The sequence below is a fragment of the Legionella quateirensis genome (assembly GCF_001467955.1).
Classification (GTDB): Bacteria; Pseudomonadota; Gammaproteobacteria; order Legionellales; family Legionellaceae; genus Legionella; species Legionella quateirensis.
The window spans coordinates 348843-367530 of sequence record NZ_LNYR01000031.1; the positions used below are offsets into that span (position 1 = coordinate 348843).

The following is an 18688-nucleotide window of genomic DNA, read 5'->3' on the forward strand; positions in this document are numbered from 1 at the left end:
CAGACAAATGATTTATGCAATTCATCATACATGAATATTTGTCAACTTTTAAAGAGATATTATTTAATTCTGTCTAATGATTTTTAACAGTGCTCCTGAGAGGATGCCTACCTCGATGCGTTAATAAATAGTCCATTGAAATTTTTTAGTTGATGCCATCAATTAGTTCATGTATTATACATGTTCCTTTATTTTTGATCTTATTGGGCTTTTAATGAATAAATTTTGGGCGATTATTTTACTTATCCCTGGTTGTTGTAGTGCCGCCACTATCACAAATTCTATTGGAGGTGTTGGGCCTCAAGGCAGTGTTAAACCGTATATCTGTATTCAGGATCAGAATGGAGCGGTCACTTTGGCTTTGGCGGGCAATCAATCAGGTGATGCAAATAAAGCCTCAGGTAACGCCTATTATGCCGGAGCTACATTACGATTTGGTGGTTGTACACCAGCGAATACTTATCTTGGTTATGTTGGTTTTAGCATCAATGCTTCCGGTAATAATGCGGTAAGTAGTTATACACCTCCTGAAGGTATTCATATTGCCTACACAAATCCTGGTATAGACAGTAGCGGTGTTGTTACTGGCACGATTAATTATACTCCAATAGAAACCAATCTGGAGTTACAACAGGCTAAAGAAAATAATACCTGGGAATTTGCAGGTATTAATTTATCCGGTCTTGAGTTTGGAAAAGTAATTGATCCTGTTGTTGTTCCTAATCTTTCAACACAAGATAGCTCAGGTAATTTTTCTGATCTGCAGGAGATGCAATCATTTATTAACGCAGGCATGAACACTGCGCGTATACCCGTCAGTTGGGGGTACTTACAATTGGATGGGGCTGGAAAAGGAACAATCAATTTAGCCTATTACACGAACTACATACGTCCATTGTTACAAACGTTAACTCATGCAAAGGTACATACAATTGTTGACCTGCATGCTTATATGCGCTATTCAAAATTTGGTGAAGAATACTCTGGATGCAGTGGTAGTGGTCCTTGTCCTGATGGAACGTTGATTCTGGATGAAAAGGCTTATCAATCAGTCTGGAGTCAATTAGCTGAGTTGATGCAACACGATCCATTAATAGATAAAGACTATCTATTAATTGATTTGGTTAATGAACCCGTTGCAGTTCCTGATGATAAGGTATTCACCATTCAAGCATCTTTAATAAATATGCTACGTAACCAGAATTTTACCGGTTATATTATGGTTGAAGGCAACAGCTGGTCGGGTCTTCATTCCTGGAGTAGTTATCAGTGGAAAGGAAGTGATAATCAAATATATTCCAATGCAACTTTATTTACTCGAGAACATTTTGCGAAAGCAGGTATTACCGATTTATCAAAAGTTCTTATTAATGTTCACCAATATTTAGATAGTGATTATAGTGGAACTCATGATGATTGTTTGCAGGATTTAACTACCACTGGCGATAATGGTTTTAATTTGAATGAATTTGCTGATTACCTGAATGAGAATCAGTTAAAAGCTATAGTGACAGAGTTGGGTACAGGAAGAAATGCAGCAAGTTGTAAAGCCCCATTGAGTGAATTTATGACTTATTTAAAAGATAACTCAGCTAAAAATAAGGAATATGGTTTTGTAGGCTGGACTTTGTGGTCTGCAGGACATGGTTGGGGGAATTATAACCTGAGAGTGAAACCGGATTCTTATCAGATGGATGTGGTTAAGGAATTAATTCAATAGGCTTTGTTGACCAGAACTGGTCACCACATCCTGGTTTATCTCGATTAGGTTAGATGCACTGAATAATCAGGGCTATTACTTTGAGACAGAATCATTTGTACTAAACTCGCCAGGGAAGGTGTTCATTATTTTGCTCCAATCTTCCTTGCTTTTATAGCAACTCAAAATAGGCAAGGAGATTGAAGAATTTCCTGAATAAGAAATGAAATAACAAAAACAGTCCACAGAATATCGTTTTTTCTCACAACCGTTTAATAAATCCAGTCTTGCACAATTGGGTTTTAGATATTCTAGTAATTTCGCTCCAAAGCAAAATTGGCCAGATCAATCAGGGCAGTTTTATACTCTGAATCTGCAAGGACAGTCAGGGAGGACAGTGCCTTGTCTACTTCTTCTGCTGCGATTCGTTTGGTATAGGCTATGGCATTTGTTTGTTCAATTGCCAAAAGAATTTCGGGTAAATAGTCTAGACTTCCCATTTTCAAGCTGTTTTTTATTTGTTCCTGTTGAGTAGGGGTACCATGCTGCAATGCATGAATTAAAGGAAGCGTTGCTTTACCGTCCGCTAAATCATCACCAATATTTTTACCCAGTGTCTCTGCATCGGAACAGTAATCTAGAGCATCATCAATAAGTTGAAACGCATTTCCCAAGTGCAAGCCATAAGCATACAGACTATTTTGTACTTCAACTGGTGAATCAGATAGAATGGGTCCTATACAGGCAGCAGCTGCAAATAGTAGAGCGGTTTTCGAACGAATAACATCAAAATAATCTTCAAGGCTTAAAGAGGGATTATGTCGATTTGCAAGTTGCTTGACTTCGCCACAACTAATCTGATGCGATGTATTGGCTAATAGGTTGAGAATCGCCGAAATACCTACTTCCACCATTAATTGTACTGATTGGGTAAACAAATAATCTCCGACCAATACACTGGCTTTACTGCCCCAAATGCTGTTTGCAGTTTCTCTACCTCTTCGTAAGGTGGATTCATCAACTACATCATCATGTAGTAAAGTGGCCGTATGGAAAAATTCAACCATGGCAGCCAGGGATATATGATCTGTTCCTTTATAGCCGCAGGCATTGCTGGCCAGAAGTACCAGTAAGGGGCGTAATCTCTTGCCACCACTCTCAACGATGTGATGAGACAGGTCATGAATTAAAACGATCTGTGATTGAATTTTATCAATAATCAAGTTATTAACCGCGTCAAAATCTTCACTAACCAAGGCGCGTATACGGTCAATAGTCATTCTATATCCTCTACCAATTAATCAATGCATGCTAAGGTGGGATATGTTAATTGTCAAGTGGAAGAGGGAACTTGTAGTTTTATCAACGAGAGGATTGGGTGTTATCACTCCGTTCCTGAAAAGTACTCTATTTGTACTTAAGTCCTTTTTAAATTTAAAAGAAGAATGAGGGATCTATTGTTTATGTTTATTGTGTTTCGATTTCATTTTTTTATTTTTATACATGTTTTTGTCAGCAAGATTTAATAAACTCTCCGCATTAGTAGCTTCATCCGGGAAATTCGCTGTACCGATACTAATCGTACTATTTAAGTCCATATTTTTAATGTGAAAGGGTTGAGAAAATTCCTGTTCTATCCGATTGATTATAACATCCAATATCAAATCCTTTGGTTTATAGCTGATAACCGCGGTAAATTCATCTCCGCCTAAACGGGCAATAATATCATTATTTCTGAAGCAATTCTGTAGTCTTTTTCCAACCTGTAATAATAGAATATCGCCTATTTCATGGCCGTATTCATCATTTATTTTTTTAAATCCATCCAGATCCATATAAAATAAAGTTACTGCGTTTTTAGTTTTTTGGGATAAATCCAGAATATGTTGAAGCTGGGTATTAAAATACGAACGATTAGGCAAATTGGTTAACGAATCGTGATTTGAAAGGTAATGAAATTTTTGTTTATCTGCATGGAGCAGGAAGTTTTGTTCTTTTAATACGGTTTCATACAGTTTATTTTCTTTCAATAAATTGTATAGTAAGGTAAAAGTGAGTAAAAAAATAAAGATATGATTTATATTTTCGATGTAGGGAAGATACGCTGCGGAAACATGATAAACAGGCGAAATAAATTGATATATAAAAATTGTCACTATTGAAGCAGATAAGATGCTGTAGAAAATTAATCCTTCCAGTCCTATTGTAGCAGCGGCAAGTATGGGCGACAGGTAAAACCAACCGAAGTAGGAACTGGATACGCCCCCTAAATATAAATTTCCAACAGTCATTACCAAAAGGCATAAGCTGTTAAGTATATGACCGCAAATTATGAGGTTGAATTTCTTTTTAAGTAATATCAAATTGAACAAAGTAATGCAGCTGGCAAAAAATAATAAATAGGCAATAATCCAAAAATGCAAATAAATATTCAGCGCAGTGATATTGATGCCAATGATTAAGAGTTCAACAGTGATGATAGTTAATAGACGGTATTTTCTATCATATTCACTGGGAAGAGGCAGCTTAACTTTATGTTTGATAACTTCCTTTTTACCCGGCATCATTTAATGACCTCAGATCCTTGATACAAAAGAGATGAATTACCTCATATCAATAAGTAAAGTATAGAATATTATTTGTATAGTATGGTGTTATTTACGGTATGGCTTTTGGTCAGTGGAATTGAATTATGAGTTTATAGAGCAGCTGCTTTTTAAAGTCAGGACTTTTTTAATTGATGTTAAAACCGACCTTCACTTAGGTTGTCGGCTCAGTGCGCCCCAAACGGGAGCTAATAACTGACTCACATCAGCTCCTAAGTCCCGTGTTAGGGGTTTAAAATACCGCTTCAAAAAAGGGCTCTTTTGTTACTCTTTAATCGTTACACGTTAAAGCGGAAGTGCATGACATCGCCATCACATACAACATAGTCTTTCCCTTCCAGACGTAATTTCCCGGCCTCTTTGGCGCCTTGTTCGCCACGACAGCTAATGAACGCTTCATAAGAAATGACTTCTGCACGGATAAAGCCTTTTTCAAAGTCTGTGTGAATTACACCAGCGGCCTGCGGTGCTGTTGCTCCCTTATGAATAGTCCATGCCCTGACTTCTTTTACCCCAGCCGTAAAGTAGGTTTGTAAACCTAAAAGATCATAACCAGCTCTGATGACTTTGTTTAATCCTGGTTCAGTTAATCCTAAGTCTGCCATGAATTCTTTGCGATCAGCATCTTCCAGTTCTACCAGTTCCGATTCAGTTGCAGCACATAATGCTACGATGCGTGCATTTTCCTCAGCAGCAAGTTTTTGCACTTTTTCCAGTAAAGGATTATTTTCATAACCATCATCATCAACATTAGCGATATAAAGCACAGGTTTTGCTGTGAGTAAAAAGAGACGACGCGTAATTTGTTCTTCTTCAGAAGAAAGGCCTAAAGTTCGAACGGGATATCCAGCATCCAGATGAGCTTTAATCTTTTCGAGAGTCTTCATTTCAAAAATAGCTTCTTTATTTCCGCTTCTGCTGTTTTTTCCGGCTTTTAACATGGCTTTTTCAAGCGTTTCCATATCTGCTAAAGCAAGTTCCGTGTTAATCACTTCTATATCGCTGAGCGGATCAACGCGTCCTTCGACGTGTATTACATCTGAATTTTCAAAGCAACGAACTACATGAGCAATCGCGTCAGTTTCACGAATGTTCGCCAGAAATTGATTGCCCAGCCCTTCACCGCTGGAAGCGCCCTTAACCAAGCCTGCAATATCGACAAATTGCATGGTTGCAGGGAGAGCCTGTTGTGGTTTTACGATTTCACTTAATGCATCCAGACGTGGATCAGGTACAGTAACTATGCCCACATTAGGCTCAATGGTACAAAATGGGTAGTTAGCCGCTTCTATACCTGCTTTGGTCAGAGCGTTGAATAGTGTTGACTTTCCAACGTTAGGTAAACCAACGATACCGCATTTAAATCCCATGTGTAACTACCTCTTGGCTATGTTCTAAATTAAGCTGCAATCGTGCAGATTGGATGTGTTCATTTAGAATTAAGTGTTTAAATGATTCATTGCTCTGGCTATATCTCCAGACAATACCAAAGGCATGACAGCAATGCCTCTATCTATAGCGTCATAAATTTGCTGTCTATCATCGACTGAAGGTTTGCTCAGTACAAATTGATGTACCAAGTCTCTGTGTCCAGGATGACCAATGCCAATTCGTAATCGGTGAAACTCACTACTTCCTAACTGCGTTATAATGTCTCTTAAACCATTGTGACCACCATGGCCACCACCGGTTTTTAATTTTATACGCCCTACAGGTAAGTCCAGTTCATCATGCACGACCATTATTTCTTCTGGTTGAATTCGATAAAATTGGCTGACTGCCCTGGCTGGCAATCCACTGTGGTTCATAAAAGTTAAGGGTAAAACCAATTTGCACTGATTTTTATTGATTTCCAGATCAGCAATTTCTGCCTGCATTTTTTTATCTGGTTTATAATGCGCACTATGCCGTTGTGCCAGAGAATTAACCAACCAACCACCGGCATTATGCCTTGTTTGTTCATAGGCAGAGCCTGGATTGCGTAAACCGATGATAAGTTTAATGGCCATAGACTGTAATTTCTTAAATTAGGTTTATCGGATTAATCGGGTAGCAGTAGAACGTGTTTTCATGTACGTATCTTTACAGATAACCAGGTTGAACGAACTCTGGTTATCTGCAAGAAATTAATCCAGAGTATATCTTACTCTGCACTTTCCTCTTCATCAGTAGTAGGTACAGCAGAAGCTGGAACTGATGATTCTTCTTCTTCAACTGAGCCCACTTTAGGTGCATGAATACTCACGACAGGAGCGTCATGACTTCCGTCTGTAACATCAACAGTCAGATGAACGCCTTTAGGCAGTTTCAGATTGGATAAGTGGACTACATCATTCATACCTACATTAGTCATATCCACTTCAATGAACTCAGGTAAGTCTTTAGCCTGACAACGAATTTCAACCTGCGTCATAGTGTGGTTAATGATACCACCAGCTTTTACGCCAGAAGATTTTTGTTCATTAGTGTAATGAATAGGAACGAGTTTGATAAGAATGTCTTTTGCAGAAACACGTTGTAAATCCATATGCATCACGATTGGCTTGTACGGATGACGTTGTAATGCTTTCAAAATCACGTGTTCAACTTTACCGTCAACAGAAATATCAAAAACACTGGAGTAAATACTTTCAGTTTCCAAGGCTTTAATAACTTTATTGTGTAGAAAGTGTATTGATTTTGGTTTTTTATCGCCGCCATAGATTACAGCGGGAACTTTATTCTCAAGACGACGTAGGCGGCGGCTCGCACCTTTCCCCATATCCGTTCTTGATTCAGCTTCTAAAAGAATTGTTGACATTATATACTCCAATAAATTTAAGGATCCCTTATTTAATCCGCGACCAGATTAAATACCCGAATACTCACTAAAAATGAGTAATTTAACCGGGAAAGGGTGAAGAAGTATACAATATTTTAAAATGAACTTGAAGTCATAGCCATAATTTCATAGAATATGGCACTTTATTGAAATTGTGATAGCCAATCAGGCGAGTTGGAGAATAGTTATGTATGCGGTAATCAAGACTGGCGGTAAGCAATATACCGTAAAAGAAGGTGATGTTTTAAAAATTGAATTGCTGCCTGAAGATGTTGGCAATGAGATCAAATTTTCAGAAGTACTGATGTTGGCAGATGGCGATAAAGTCGTGTGCGGCACTCCATTTATTGCTAAAGCAGTAGTTAAGGCTGAAGTACTTGATCATGGTCGTCACAAGAAAGTAAAAATTATTAAATTCCGTCGTCGTAAGCACCACATGAAACAAATGGGGCATAGACAATATTATTCGCAAGTTAAAATTACTGCGATAAGCAAGTAAGAGGGGATAGCAATGGCTCATAAGAAGGCAGGTGGTAGTACTCGTAATGGCCGCGACTCGAATCCAAAGTTTCTTGGTGTAAAGCGTTTCGGTGGTCAATTTGTAAATGCGGGTGAAATTATTGTAAGACAACGTGGTACACGTTTCCATCCTGGAACAGGGGTTGGTTGTGGCCGTGATCATACTTTGTATGCCCTGGTTGAAGGTTTGGTACAATTTACCGTCAAGGGTGAAAAGAATCGCAAATACGTCACTATAGTTGCCGAACAAAAAGAAGAAGCTGCAAGTTAATTTGCATCAGTACATCATTAACTGCAAGACAATTGCAGAACTTTAGATGTATTAAAAAGTGATTTCAATGTATAGGATATAGCAGCTTGTTTGTAGTACCTATTTTTGATGGTATCTAAAACGTTACGATATTTGTCATCCAGTTTATAACCCCGGTAACGGGGTTTTTTTTTAGTTTTAAGGTTGGTCATGAGATTCGTCGATGAAGCAATTATTAAGGTAGACGCCGGTAATGGTGGAAATGGTTGCGTCAGTTTCAGGCGTGAAAAATTTATACCTCGTGGTGGTCCCGATGGTGGTGATGGTGGGGATGGGGGTAGTGTTTATTTTGAAGCGAGCAGTGATTTAAACACCTTGGTTGATTTTCGCTATATGCGCCATTATAAAGCAGAGAATGGTCAACAAGGGATGGGTGGTAACTGCAGTGGAAAAAAAGGGGCAGACCTGATTATCAAGGTTCCGGTAGGCACTATGGTTTATGATATCGATACAGGAGAGTTGCTGGGCGATATTAATAAACCCGGAGAGCCCGTTCTTATTGCCCAGGGTGGATTTCACGGATTGGGAAATACGCGATATAAAAGCAGTGTTAATCGTTCGCCAAGACAATCGAGTCCCGGAAGTCCGGGAGAGTGTCGGCATTTACGGCTGGAATTGCGAGTTTTGGCTGATGTGGGTTTGTTAGGACTTCCAAATGCGGGAAAATCCACGTTAATTCGCGCTGTTTCCAGTTCAAAAGCTAAAGTTGCTGATTATCCTTTTACTACATTGCATCCCGGTTTAGGTGTTGTTAGTGTTTCTTCACACAAGAGCTTTGTGATGGCCGATATTCCCGGACTTATTGAGGGTGCTGCAATGGGCGCAGGACTGGGGCATCGATTTTTAAAACATCTTTCTCGTACCTGTGTTTTATTGCATGTAATCGATGTTGCTCCTCTCGATGATAGCGATCCGGTAGCGTCTGCAAAGGCCATAATCAATGAGTTAGGTGAATACAGCCCCGAACTTCTGAATAAACCTCGCTGGCTGGTTTTGAATAAAATCGATATGTTACCTGATGAAGCCAGCAGACAGGAACGAGTTGAGACCATCGTAAAAGGTCTGAATTGGAAAGACAAAGTATTTGCAATTTCAGCGATTAGTGGCCAGGGAACTCAACAACTCTGTTACTCATTGATGCAATTGATTGATGAGATGAAAGAGTCGGAAGCTTAACCACTCAGCTGCATAATAGACTACCAGAGGACTGCGATAAGGTATCTGGTGTGTCTCTCCTCCCTCCTGGATTTGATTGCTGTAGTGAATCGTTAATTGCGTTGTACCTTTTGGCGGCTGTTGTAACCAGTACTCTTCCAGACCACTGAGATGAAAATGTACTTGTGTGGATCTCAGATTGTGAAAGTTGATTAGGTGCTGATTGCCTGGTTTTATTAAGAGCGATTGTAATAAACCCTCAGTGGCTTCATCAATTATGGTTATAGGCTCATTATTTTTTATTATCAGTTCTCTTAGATTATCGGAGGCTTTTTTGTCAACGGAAGCAATAATATGCGGGGACAGAATTGGATCGATAATTCCTTTAATTGTCTCAACCAGATCACGGGTACAACGAACTTTGAATTCGATATAGGGCACGTCCAGGCGGTATCCGGTTTGACAATCTATATCAGCCAGAGCCTCTTCCAGAGTTTGTGCTATTTCGCTTTCTGCCAATCCAAAAATACGCCATTTAATAATCTGTTTGGTACTGCGTTCCATTTTAAGAAGGAAAGGAAGGGCATGGTTATTGAACATTGGCAGACATTCCCGAGGAGGTCCAGGCAGCAAGATAAAAATTCTATTATTCCATTGATAATAACATCCCACAGCACTTCCGTTAGGGTTGGGCAGTATTTTGGCTTGTGGTGGAAAAAGACATTGTTGTAAATTACCTTCGTTAATGACTGCCTGGGAGGAGTGCAGCCGCTTCTTGATATGATCCAAAGCCTCAGGATGCTGGACTAAAACATCCCCGGTGTATTTAGCCAACGCAAAACGGGTCAGATCATCTGTTGTTGGTCCAAGTCCACCAATTATAATAATAATCTCATGGTTTTTTGCTAAAAATTCCAAACAGTTTACAATGTCCGTTTTTTTATCACTGCACGCCATCTGTAATCCCAGTGATAAACCTTCTGAGCTCAGGATGTGCGCGATATCACGGCTGTTGGTATTCAGGGTGTCACCATGAACTATTTCATCTCCTGTAGCTAAAATGGCAATGGTCATTTATTTTTCCAATGTTGAAATTGATAATTAGAATTCTATAGCAGAATTTAAAAAATAAGTAATATTTATTAACAGGAGGTTGACATTTAGGGGCTGGTTGGGTAATTACTTAATCAAGATTTTTATTTCAGGACTGATGAAAAGCTCCCAATCACCTAAGGTGTGTTGACAATTCCGATTTCGACGTCCCGCGACTTGTTCGCGGGATCCAGTTCTATCTTGATGAACACATAATGTTCGTTAAAGCTACTGAATTCCTGGATCCCGCGAACAAGTCGCGGGACGTTGAGAATAAATCGATGAATTGTCAACACACCCTAGTTAAAAGGTATTTTTAATTTGGTTATTTAGTTTATCTAAACTTCCTTATTAAAAATCTCTTTTATCATGCACTTGGTTTTTTTCTTATTTCCTGTATTTATCTCCCTAAGTTGTCATTCCGAATGCATTTTGGGTTTTCTCCAGCGTGTGACTGAGATTATTCTTAAAGACTAGAATTTGGCCTTATTGTGTAGATATTAAATAAAAAGTATTTGGTGTAGTTGAAATATAAATGAGTGAAGGAGAAGTTATGGAGTTTGAAAGTCGTTACGTTGCACATGTTCCTAACGCTCAGGGTATAGTAAATTATTCGGCAGAAGAAAACAGAATCTGGAATATATTATTTGAACGACAAATGAAATTATTACCAGGTAGAGCCTGTGATGAGTTTTTGGCTGGTTTAACTACTTTGGGAATCACTGCGAATGCAATTCCCCAACTTCCGGAAGTGAGCCAAAAATTAAAGGAACAAACAGGATGGCAGGTAGCTCCGGTCGCTGCATTGATTTCAGCACGAGAGTTCTTTGAGCTTTTGTCTAATAAATACTTTCCTGCAGCCACTTTTATACGCTGCCAAGAAGAATTGGATTATGTACAGGAACCCGATATATTCCATGAAATTTTTGGTCATTGCCCTATGTTAACTGACAAGGTATACGCTGATTTTATTCATGATTATGCCTGTAAGGTTTTAACCTTTCCAGAAGCTGATTGGCCCTTATTGCAACGCATGTTTTGGTTTACAGTTGAGTTTGGTTTGATTCATACATCGAAAGGTTTAAGAGCTTACGGCGGAGGAATTTTATCGTCCATTAGTGAAACCGTTTATAGTGTAGAAAGCGATATTCCTCTTCGTGTCCGGTTTGAACCTGTTGCTGCATTTCGAATGCCCTATCGAATTGACATGTTACAACCGGTTTACTTTGTTATTGATGATTATCAGACTTTATATACTTTTGTATCGTCTAATATCAATGAATTATTGGAGCGAACACGACAGTTAGGAGAGTATCCTCCGTTTTTTGATGTGGATACTGATAATCCGAATATTCATATCAGAGCCTGCTAGCAGGCGTCTCAGTTCATGATCATGGAGTGAAGAGTAACGTTGTAATTTTTTAATAACCCCGGAAAACGTCATTCCGAACGCAGTGAGGGAGCTCATGAATGTGATGCCCTCCTGCTTCACTATGTTCGGCAAGATCCTGGTTCCCTGACTTATTGAGAATTTGCTGACGCTTTTTGTATTGGTTACGAAGCATAAGGAATAGGATGTCTATGTATTGTAATGATAGAAGAGTCTTGTTAACATCGACCAACACACTTTGTTCATTGACTGGTTGGTCAAGGAGCATCATTTGATTAAAGTATTAATTGTTGATGACCATGCATTGGTTAGAATGGGTATTCGACGATTGCTTGAAGACATGTCGGATGTAGATGTAGTTGCGGATGCTGAGAGCGGTGAGCAGGCCTTGGCTTTTGTCAAAACTCATAACCCTGATGTAGTTCTTTTAGATATGAAGATGCCTGGAATTGACGGATGGGAAGTTACTCGTCGCCTAAAAAAATCAAATCCTCACATAAAGGTAATTGCGGTGACTGCAATGTGTACTGATCCTCTGCCTACCCGCGTTTTGCAATTAGGAGCCATGGGGTATCTGACTAAAGAGTCAGGAGCTGAAGAAATGGCAGCTGCAATTCGTAAAGTAGCTAAAGGTGAAAAATACCTTAGTGCTGAAATTGCTCAAAAAATGGCAATTAATAGTCTGCTGGATGCTCAGGACTCTCCCTTTGATATGTTGTCAGAGCGGGAAATGCAAGTCATGCTCATGATTACCAGCGGTATGAATGTGCAGGATATAGCCGATCGATTATTTTTAAGCAGTAAAACCATCAATGGTTACAGATACCGTATGTTTGAAAAGTTAGGCATAAAAAACGATGTGGAGCTGACCTATTTGGCGATGAAACACAGAGTCATTGAACATCCTAATGATATAATCCAAGATGATTAAACTGGAAATTCAAAGCAAATTGTGTAACGGAGTTCCGGTTTAATTGTGTTTTTAAGTAGCAACAAAGCCCCTTAAAATAAGCTATGATGCTATATAATTATCTTATTTTTGTAGTTTATGAATATTAGGCAGCCTTCCGCTGAGTTAACTCTATTTCTTAGTAAATTACCTGGTGATCCAGGAATCTATCGCATGCTTGATGAGGCAGGTACGGTTTTATATGTAGGTAAAGCGTCCAATCTTAAAAAGAGAGTGAGTAGTTATTTCAGTAAACACAATACGGCGGTTAAAACGCTATCCCTGGTAAGTCAAATTGCATCAATTGAAATTTCAGTCACCAGAAGTGAGACAGAAGCTTTATTGCTGGAAAGTAATCTTATTAAATCTTTGAGACCAAAATACAATATATTGCTTCGTGATGATAAGTCTTATCCCTACATTCATATCTCGAGTCATCCTGAATTTCCTCGTATTGAAAGTTATCGAAGTAAAAAAAAGCCAGTATCAGGTCTTTTTTTTGGCCCTTATCCCAATGGCACTGCAGTAAAAGATACCATTCTGACCATACAAAAAGTATTCAAGATTCGAAATTGTCGGGATAGTTATTTCAATGCCCGTTCACGCCCTTGTTTGCAATATCAGATTAAACGCTGTACTGCACCTTGTGTCGCATATATTAGTCCTGAGGCTTATCGTCAATCTGTTGATGATGCCATGCGATTTTTGCAAGGTAAGTGTCAGGTAATCCTGGATGAACTGACGGAACGTATGGAACAAGCCGTAGAGCAGCTTAATTTTGAGGCAGCCGCAGTATACCGCGATCAGATTAAAAATCTGCGTTTGGTACAGGAGCAGCAAGCTGTGGTTCAGCTTAAGGGAGATGCCGATGTAATCGCCATCGAAGCACGTCCCGGTTTTGCCTGTATTCAGTGCGTTACGATTCGAGAAGGACAGGTATTAGCCAGCCGTAGTTTTTTTCCTACAGTTCCCAATAGGGGCTTGAATGAGGAGCTGGACGCTGAGGATTTATGGCAACAAACATTTGAAGCCTTTGTTGGTTTTTACTATTTGGATTCTATAGACAGAATCCCTGCTTTAATTATTACGAACAAAACGCTGTTGGACCATCATTCTTTAGAGGAAGCGCTGACCGATAAACGGGGTAAATCCTGTACGATACGAATCAATCCGCGCGGTATTAAATCCCGATGGATGGATTTTGCTGTGAACAATCTCCGAATTTCTATAGCAGAATACGTCAGTCAACATGCCACGATTAGATCCAGATATCAGGCGTTGGAGAAATTATTATCGCTTGAAAAGCACATCCGGCGAATGGAATGTTTCGATATAAGTCATACCCAGGGAGAGGCAACTATAGCGTCCTGTGTGGTTTTTGATGAAGAAGGGCCATGCACTAAAGAATACAGGCGATTTAATATTGAGGGGATAACACCTGGTGATGATTATGCTGCAATGAATCAAGCCGTTACACGCAGATTCAAGCGTTTAATAGAAGCTCAATCATTACCTGATGTATTAATTATTGATGGTGGAAAAGGTCAGGTTGCCGTGGTAAAACGGGTTTTAGAGTCCTTGAATGTTCATGACATTATTTTGTTGGGTGTTGCAAAAGGACCATCCCGTAAAGCCGGTTGGGAAAAACTGATTTTGGTTAATGAAGATCGGGAGTTTACTTTACCTGAGGATTCGAAAGCCCTGCATCTCCTCCAACATATTCGAGATGAAGCACATCGCTTTGCGATTACGGCTCATCGTAAAAAAAGACAAAAAGCCCGGCTCGATTCTACCCTTGAGAGTATTGAGGGCGTAGGCGCAAAACGCCGACAGGCTTTACTGCATCGATTTGGTGGTTTGCGGGAATTGTCCAAGGCATCTATAGAAGAAATCAGCAAGGTTCAGGGCATCAGTGAACATTTAGCGATACGGATTTATCAGTATTTTCATGGTTAACCTACTGGATAGTAGGCTATCAACTGCCTCATTTAGGTTTATTCTGCTCATCCTGAGACTTATCCGAATCAGGGGTCGAATTTTCTTTTTTTGCAGGTATGGGATTAAAAAAATTCAGTAAGTTGCCAATCATATACCCAAAGATGGTATCAGATGAAGTAAAGCGTTTAATTTGACTCACGGGTTCATCAACAGAAATTAAAATTTTATCGATATAGGTATGACAATCATTGATGCCTACTTCATAAAGATTATAAAATTTTAATATATTACTTAAGCGAACTTCATATTGTTCTTGTAAAATTTTGTGCATGGCAAGCATCCTGATTAACTGTTCTCCTGTAGTTTCTCTGGATTCTTGTTGGGAGAATTCTGTTACATCATTAGATGGTATTCCCAGTTCTATCAGTTTTGGCTTATCAACAACATCATTTATTGTAAATTTAATGAAGCTGTGGTGCCCTAGTGAACCTTTCAATTTGGGACTTAAAAATTCAGCTTCGATTCCCAAAATTTCATATTTTTGTTTTGCTATCAAGAACGCGTTAAATTGCTCCGCATTACCGGAAAAATACTCCTTCAGTACCTCATCTTTTATCTCCTCCATGTAGTCATGCTGTATTGAGGTCAATAGAGATTCAAAAGAAGTTTCCAGTTTCCTGACTGTATGTCGTATCAGTCGAGTTTCACCCTCTTTAAGTAGTGAGTGAGGAACGCGCTTACCTATAACCAGTCCAACAACGAATCCCGTGAATGCTCCTATAAATAAACCGGTAGGCAATCGATAATTCATAATATCGCTAACGGTTAGCGAGATGGAACCTACCACAGCGCCAAAAATACCGGTGATTAAGCCAATTATAAATCCGCCCAGGTTCAGGAGCGCTTGTCTGGATTTATACAAAATACCATTTGCCCCGGTTTCTTTAGTTAGAGCACTGTAATTTACAGAAATTTGTTTTATAGCTTCGTATCGCTCTTTTAATGATAATTCAGTATTTTTAATGTCGTTTATATTTTTAATGAGCGAAATTAATTGACGCGCGATAGGCTCAAGATGTTCTGCAGAACGATCTGATGTCGCGAGATTTTCAAAGAGAGGCAATAAATAATATTTGCCTTCGAATTCATTGCAACTATCTATTAATCGTTTTAATTCGTTTTGGGTTTCAGAATGTAATGACACGATATTGTTCCTTGCTAAAATCACAGTAATTTATTCTTATGAGTTTAGACAACCCTGTTACAAAACGCTCAAACAGGATTGAATCAGTATTCATTTTTATACCTTTAACCGGTATTCGTTTGAGCCCAAAGTTGGTTTGGGGGTCGATGAATCGTCTTTCGTCTCAAAAAAACCAAGTCCTTGAGAGTAAACAGGCTCTCTCTCAGTTTCAGATGGATTTACAGTGGCTTGCGATGGAACAGAAGCAATTGTGGGGTCAACTTTAAGTGCAATTGTTCTGTTGGTAGTCAGACCAAAAACGATCGCAGTGAGACAGTTGTTTTCTAAGGTTTCTATGAGGTGTTGTGTATGACTGTAAAAGAGGCCAGCATATACTTCTCTTTTATTTGATCTGATGATCGCTAGTGCCTCTCTGAATTGATTCGTATCAAATGTATCCTTTTGAAAACAGTCTAAAACCCGTTGGAGCGCTTGTATTTTGTTCTGTTTTCTTTGTGGAAAAAACAATCCCCAAAACCCCTTTAAACTAGTTTCAAGCTTTTTGATGTGTTCTTCAATGTTCTTTTTGGTGGTATTTAAAATGTTGGGTAATTTCTTTTCAAATTCACCTTTTTTAATTTCCAGAAGTTCTCCGCGGGATTTTTGTAATTTTGCTCCCGTTTCCAGCCAAGAGGAATCATTTAACTTTCCATCTTCTGCGCCTAGGAAACTCATCATCCCAAAGATGCTTTCATGCATTGAAATGGAATTTTGTGATTGAAATGCTTTCTTTAATCCATAATGATTGAAGGAATAAGGTTGAATGTTTTGATCAAAATAACTGGAATCAAAAACATAACCGTTAAATAAGAATTTCGCTATTGCTATTGGTCCCGTGGTGCATACTACTATGGACTTTAAGTACAGGGTACGTTCTTTTTTCATGAGATAATCCAATAATTGTTCATCAGATTTTTGAAGTATCCCTTTAATTTCATAGTATTCATTTCTAAAGAATAACCATTTAAAGAATCCGAGTTGCTCTTTTAATTCTCTTTTTAATCTTTGAACTACGGATTGATGGGTTTCATCGGCAGAAACCTTATTGAATTCTAGAAACTTGACTTGATCAGTCATAATTTCATTGATGTACTTCCTCAGTTCTCGAGAAGATCGCTCCTCTCCTTCGGCGAATATGTTTTTGGAGCGTGCTATATAAATTGACTCGGAACGATTTTTCATGAAACTGATCAGGTATTTATTTAGAAAACTGTCTCTGCCAAATTCTTCTTCAGTTTTTTCTATAAAATCATTCGTGTATTTACCTAGGACACTTATCATTCCTTGTTGAATTTTTTCTATTACTTCTTGCGCGGCAATTGGGTCAACTACGGCAATATAATCATTATTTGATAGTATTACGTCTTTATTTTGGGTTCTTAAACTGCCAATATTCAATAATAACGGTGCTTGTACACTGATTCGTGCCGGGAGTTTTGACGTGTCGACTGGAACATCAAAATCAGTATATGCCCCTTTTGTATAAACTGGTGATAACCATCTGAGAATGTCACTGGCAAGAGCAGGGTTTCCTCCTTCATTGAAATGAGAAATTTCATCTTTATAATATTCATATAATTTTTTTTCATTTTCTGATTTCAGGGTGTCTGGAGATAAATGTGCATCAACGGGAGTAATTCTATGTTCTGCACAAAAGCGGTGTAAATTTTTGATTGCTTGTTCATTTAGCAAGGAAGAGTCATAAATCAGGTTAATTGAATCAGTAGGGTTCTTTTCACGCATGGTGATTAATCGCATCTGATTCTCAGTATTCATAAAAATACCTGGTTTATTACTAAGCCAAATTTTGACATGAACATGAGGATTGTATTGATATAGTTTTTTTACGGCACCTGACATATTGGACATCCTGAATGCTATGAGAACAAATTAAAAACAATTGTGTGATTATTTTACATGAAAAACCTTAATAAATTATTAATTACAGTAAAAAATAAAAACAGTAGTGAAATTCAGAGATGATTAAAAATAATTCATAAATTGGATTCAATTGCAGGTGACGTGGAGTGGCGTACTGGATAATACTTTGGCATATGCTGTTTTAGCGGATTCGGGATTCGGCATCAATAGCTTTTTGACTTGGAGATGCCGAATTGGATTTTATTCCCTGGTGGATAAGAATCAGAAAGAACGTATTGCCCTGACTCCAGCAGTTTTTCCTTTACTAATATTTGTCTGAGTCCCGGTTTTAAAACTTTGCACCCAGGAATTGGAAGAGGTTTTTTCCGTTGAACACCAATAATTATCGCTGTTGAATTTTCCTAATTCATTTCTCATCGCATAGATTAACGAAAGCTCATACAGTGTTGGTAAACGCCAATCGGATTGTGATTTACCATCATTATCAAAAGCTGCAGGGTTTGTTACTATGTTCGGAGCATCCCACCAGGTTATAGCAAAGGATTGATCGGTATTCGCTGCGATTAACCCATGGATTCCTGTGGAGTTGACGTAAATTACCGTTCCCCCTAGAACAGTGTCGCCTATTTGCCGCCTGATACCAGAATTTGCCGGATCAATCCACATGGTGTTGAAATCAAGACCATCAGATTTAGCTAATATTTGTCCTGATATCCCGCCAGTTGGCACTCCGCGGCCATCAGCGCCAGTTGAGCCCTGAACTCCTTGGGAACCCGTAGCTCCAACATCTCCCTTTATTCCCTGCATACCCTGAGGTCCTGCTGCTCCAGTATCGCCTTTTAATCCCTGTACTCCTTGAATACCTGCTTCCCCTCGGATACCCTGAGGACCAGCTGGTCCAGTATCGCCTTTTAATCCTTGTAACCCTTGAGGACCGGCGTCCCCTTGCATACCCTGAGGACCAGCTGGACCTGCATCACCCTTTAGTCCCTGTGCTCCTTGAAGACCTGCTTCCCCTCGGATACCCTGAGGACCAGCTGGTCCAGTATCGCCTTTTAATCCTTGTAACCCTTGAGGACCGGCGT

16 protein-coding genes are annotated in these 18688 nt (G+C 39.0%); 7 read left to right on the forward strand and 9 right to left on the reverse strand.

Annotation, left to right across the window (positions count from 1 at the left end; genetic code table 11):
- The first annotated feature begins 214 nt into the window (after positions 1–214).
- Positions 215–1720, forward strand: coding sequence for a glycoside hydrolase family 5 protein (locus tag Lqua_RS11180; protein WP_058474351.1), 1506 nt, complete (start codon positions 215–217; stop codon positions 1718–1720).
- Positions 1721–2010: 290 nt separating this feature from the next.
- Here the strand turns inward: Lqua_RS11180 and Lqua_RS11185 are convergent, their stop codons facing one another.
- The 5 genes from Lqua_RS11185 to Lqua_RS11205 form a co-directional block, all read right to left on the reverse strand.
- Positions 2011–2979, reverse strand: a complete 969-nt coding sequence (locus Lqua_RS11185; protein WP_058474352.1) for a polyprenyl synthetase family protein — start codon at positions 2977–2979, stop codon at positions 2011–2013.
- Between the two features lie 174 nt (positions 2980–3153).
- Positions 3154–4266: a GGDEF domain-containing protein gene (locus Lqua_RS11190; RefSeq protein WP_115148661.1), complete on the reverse strand. Its 1113-nt coding sequence runs from the start codon at positions 4264–4266 to the stop codon at positions 3154–3156.
- Between the two features lie 317 nt (positions 4267–4583).
- The gene (gene ychF / locus Lqua_RS11195) at positions 4584–5675 is read right to left on the reverse strand and encodes a redox-regulated ATPase YchF (RefSeq protein WP_058474353.1); all 1092 of its coding nucleotides are present in this window, start codon (positions 5673–5675) and stop codon (positions 4584–4586) included.
- Between the two features lie 69 nt (positions 5676–5744).
- Positions 5745–6314 carry an aminoacyl-tRNA hydrolase gene (gene pth, locus Lqua_RS11200; protein ID WP_058474354.1) on the reverse strand — a complete coding sequence of 190 codons (570 nt, stop codon included), beginning with the start codon at positions 6312–6314 and terminating at the stop codon, positions 5745–5747.
- A gap of 134 nt (positions 6315–6448) precedes the next feature.
- The gene (locus Lqua_RS11205) at positions 6449–7105 is read right to left on the reverse strand and encodes a 50S ribosomal protein L25/general stress protein Ctc (RefSeq protein ID WP_058474355.1); all 657 of its coding nucleotides are present in this window, start codon (positions 7103–7105) and stop codon (positions 6449–6451) included.
- 208 nt (positions 7106–7313) lie between these two features.
- Here Lqua_RS11205 and rplU point away from each other — a divergent pair, with 208 nt between their 5' ends.
- From rplU to cgtA, 3 genes are all read left to right on the forward strand, one after another.
- The gene (gene rplU / locus Lqua_RS11210) at positions 7314–7625 is read left to right on the forward strand and encodes a 50S ribosomal protein L21 (RefSeq protein WP_058474356.1); all 312 of its coding nucleotides are present in this window, start codon (positions 7314–7316) and stop codon (positions 7623–7625) included.
- Between the two features lie 12 nt (positions 7626–7637).
- Positions 7638–7916: a 50S ribosomal protein L27 gene (gene rpmA, locus Lqua_RS11215; RefSeq protein ID WP_058474357.1), complete on the forward strand. Its 279-nt coding sequence runs from the start codon at positions 7638–7640 to the stop codon at positions 7914–7916.
- A 189-nt stretch (positions 7917–8105) separates the two neighbouring features.
- Positions 8106–9131: an Obg family GTPase CgtA gene (cgtA, locus tag Lqua_RS11220; protein WP_058474358.1), complete on the forward strand. Its 1026-nt coding sequence runs from the start codon at positions 8106–8108 to the stop codon at positions 9129–9131.
- Here cgtA and Lqua_RS11225 read toward each other — a convergent pair.
- On the reverse strand, positions 9087–10184 hold the full coding sequence (locus tag Lqua_RS11225) for a competence/damage-inducible protein A (RefSeq protein WP_058474359.1): 1098 nt from the start codon (positions 10182–10184) through the stop codon (positions 9087–9089). The genes cgtA and Lqua_RS11225 overlap by 45 nt on opposite strands.
- Before the next feature lie 571 nt (positions 10185–10755).
- On the opposite strand from Lqua_RS11225, the gene phhA reads away from it, so the two are divergent.
- The 3 genes from phhA (at position 10756) to uvrC (ending at position 14497) form a co-directional block, all read left to right on the forward strand.
- On the forward strand, positions 10756–11574 hold the full coding sequence (gene phhA / locus Lqua_RS11230) for a phenylalanine 4-monooxygenase (RefSeq protein WP_058474360.1): 819 nt from the start codon (positions 10756–10758) through the stop codon (positions 11572–11574).
- Between the two features lie 289 nt (positions 11575–11863).
- Positions 11864–12523, forward strand: coding sequence for a two-component system response regulator LetA (gene letA / locus Lqua_RS11240; protein ID WP_058474362.1), 660 nt, complete (start codon positions 11864–11866; stop codon positions 12521–12523).
- A 117-nt stretch (positions 12524–12640) separates the two neighbouring features.
- A complete protein-coding gene (gene uvrC / locus Lqua_RS11245; protein WP_058474363.1) occupies positions 12641–14497 on the forward strand; it encodes an excinuclease ABC subunit UvrC in 1857 nt (618 codons plus the stop codon).
- Positions 14498–14525: 28 nt separating this feature from the next.
- Here uvrC and Lqua_RS11250 read toward each other — a convergent pair whose 3' ends face one another.
- From Lqua_RS11250 to Lqua_RS18770, 3 genes are all read right to left on the reverse strand, one after another.
- Complete coding sequence (locus Lqua_RS11250; protein WP_058474364.1) at positions 14526–15683, reverse strand: hypothetical protein; 1158 nt, start codon at positions 15681–15683, stop codon at positions 14526–14528.
- Between the two features lie 96 nt (positions 15684–15779).
- A complete protein-coding gene (locus Lqua_RS11255; protein WP_065240170.1) occupies positions 15780–17582 on the reverse strand; it encodes a glycosyltransferase family 88 protein in 1803 nt (600 codons plus the stop codon).
- A 282-nt stretch (positions 17583–17864) separates the two neighbouring features.
- Positions 17865–18688: Lcl domain-containing protein (locus Lqua_RS18770; protein WP_238585567.1), on the reverse strand; the 824-nt coding region annotated here is incomplete at its 5' end.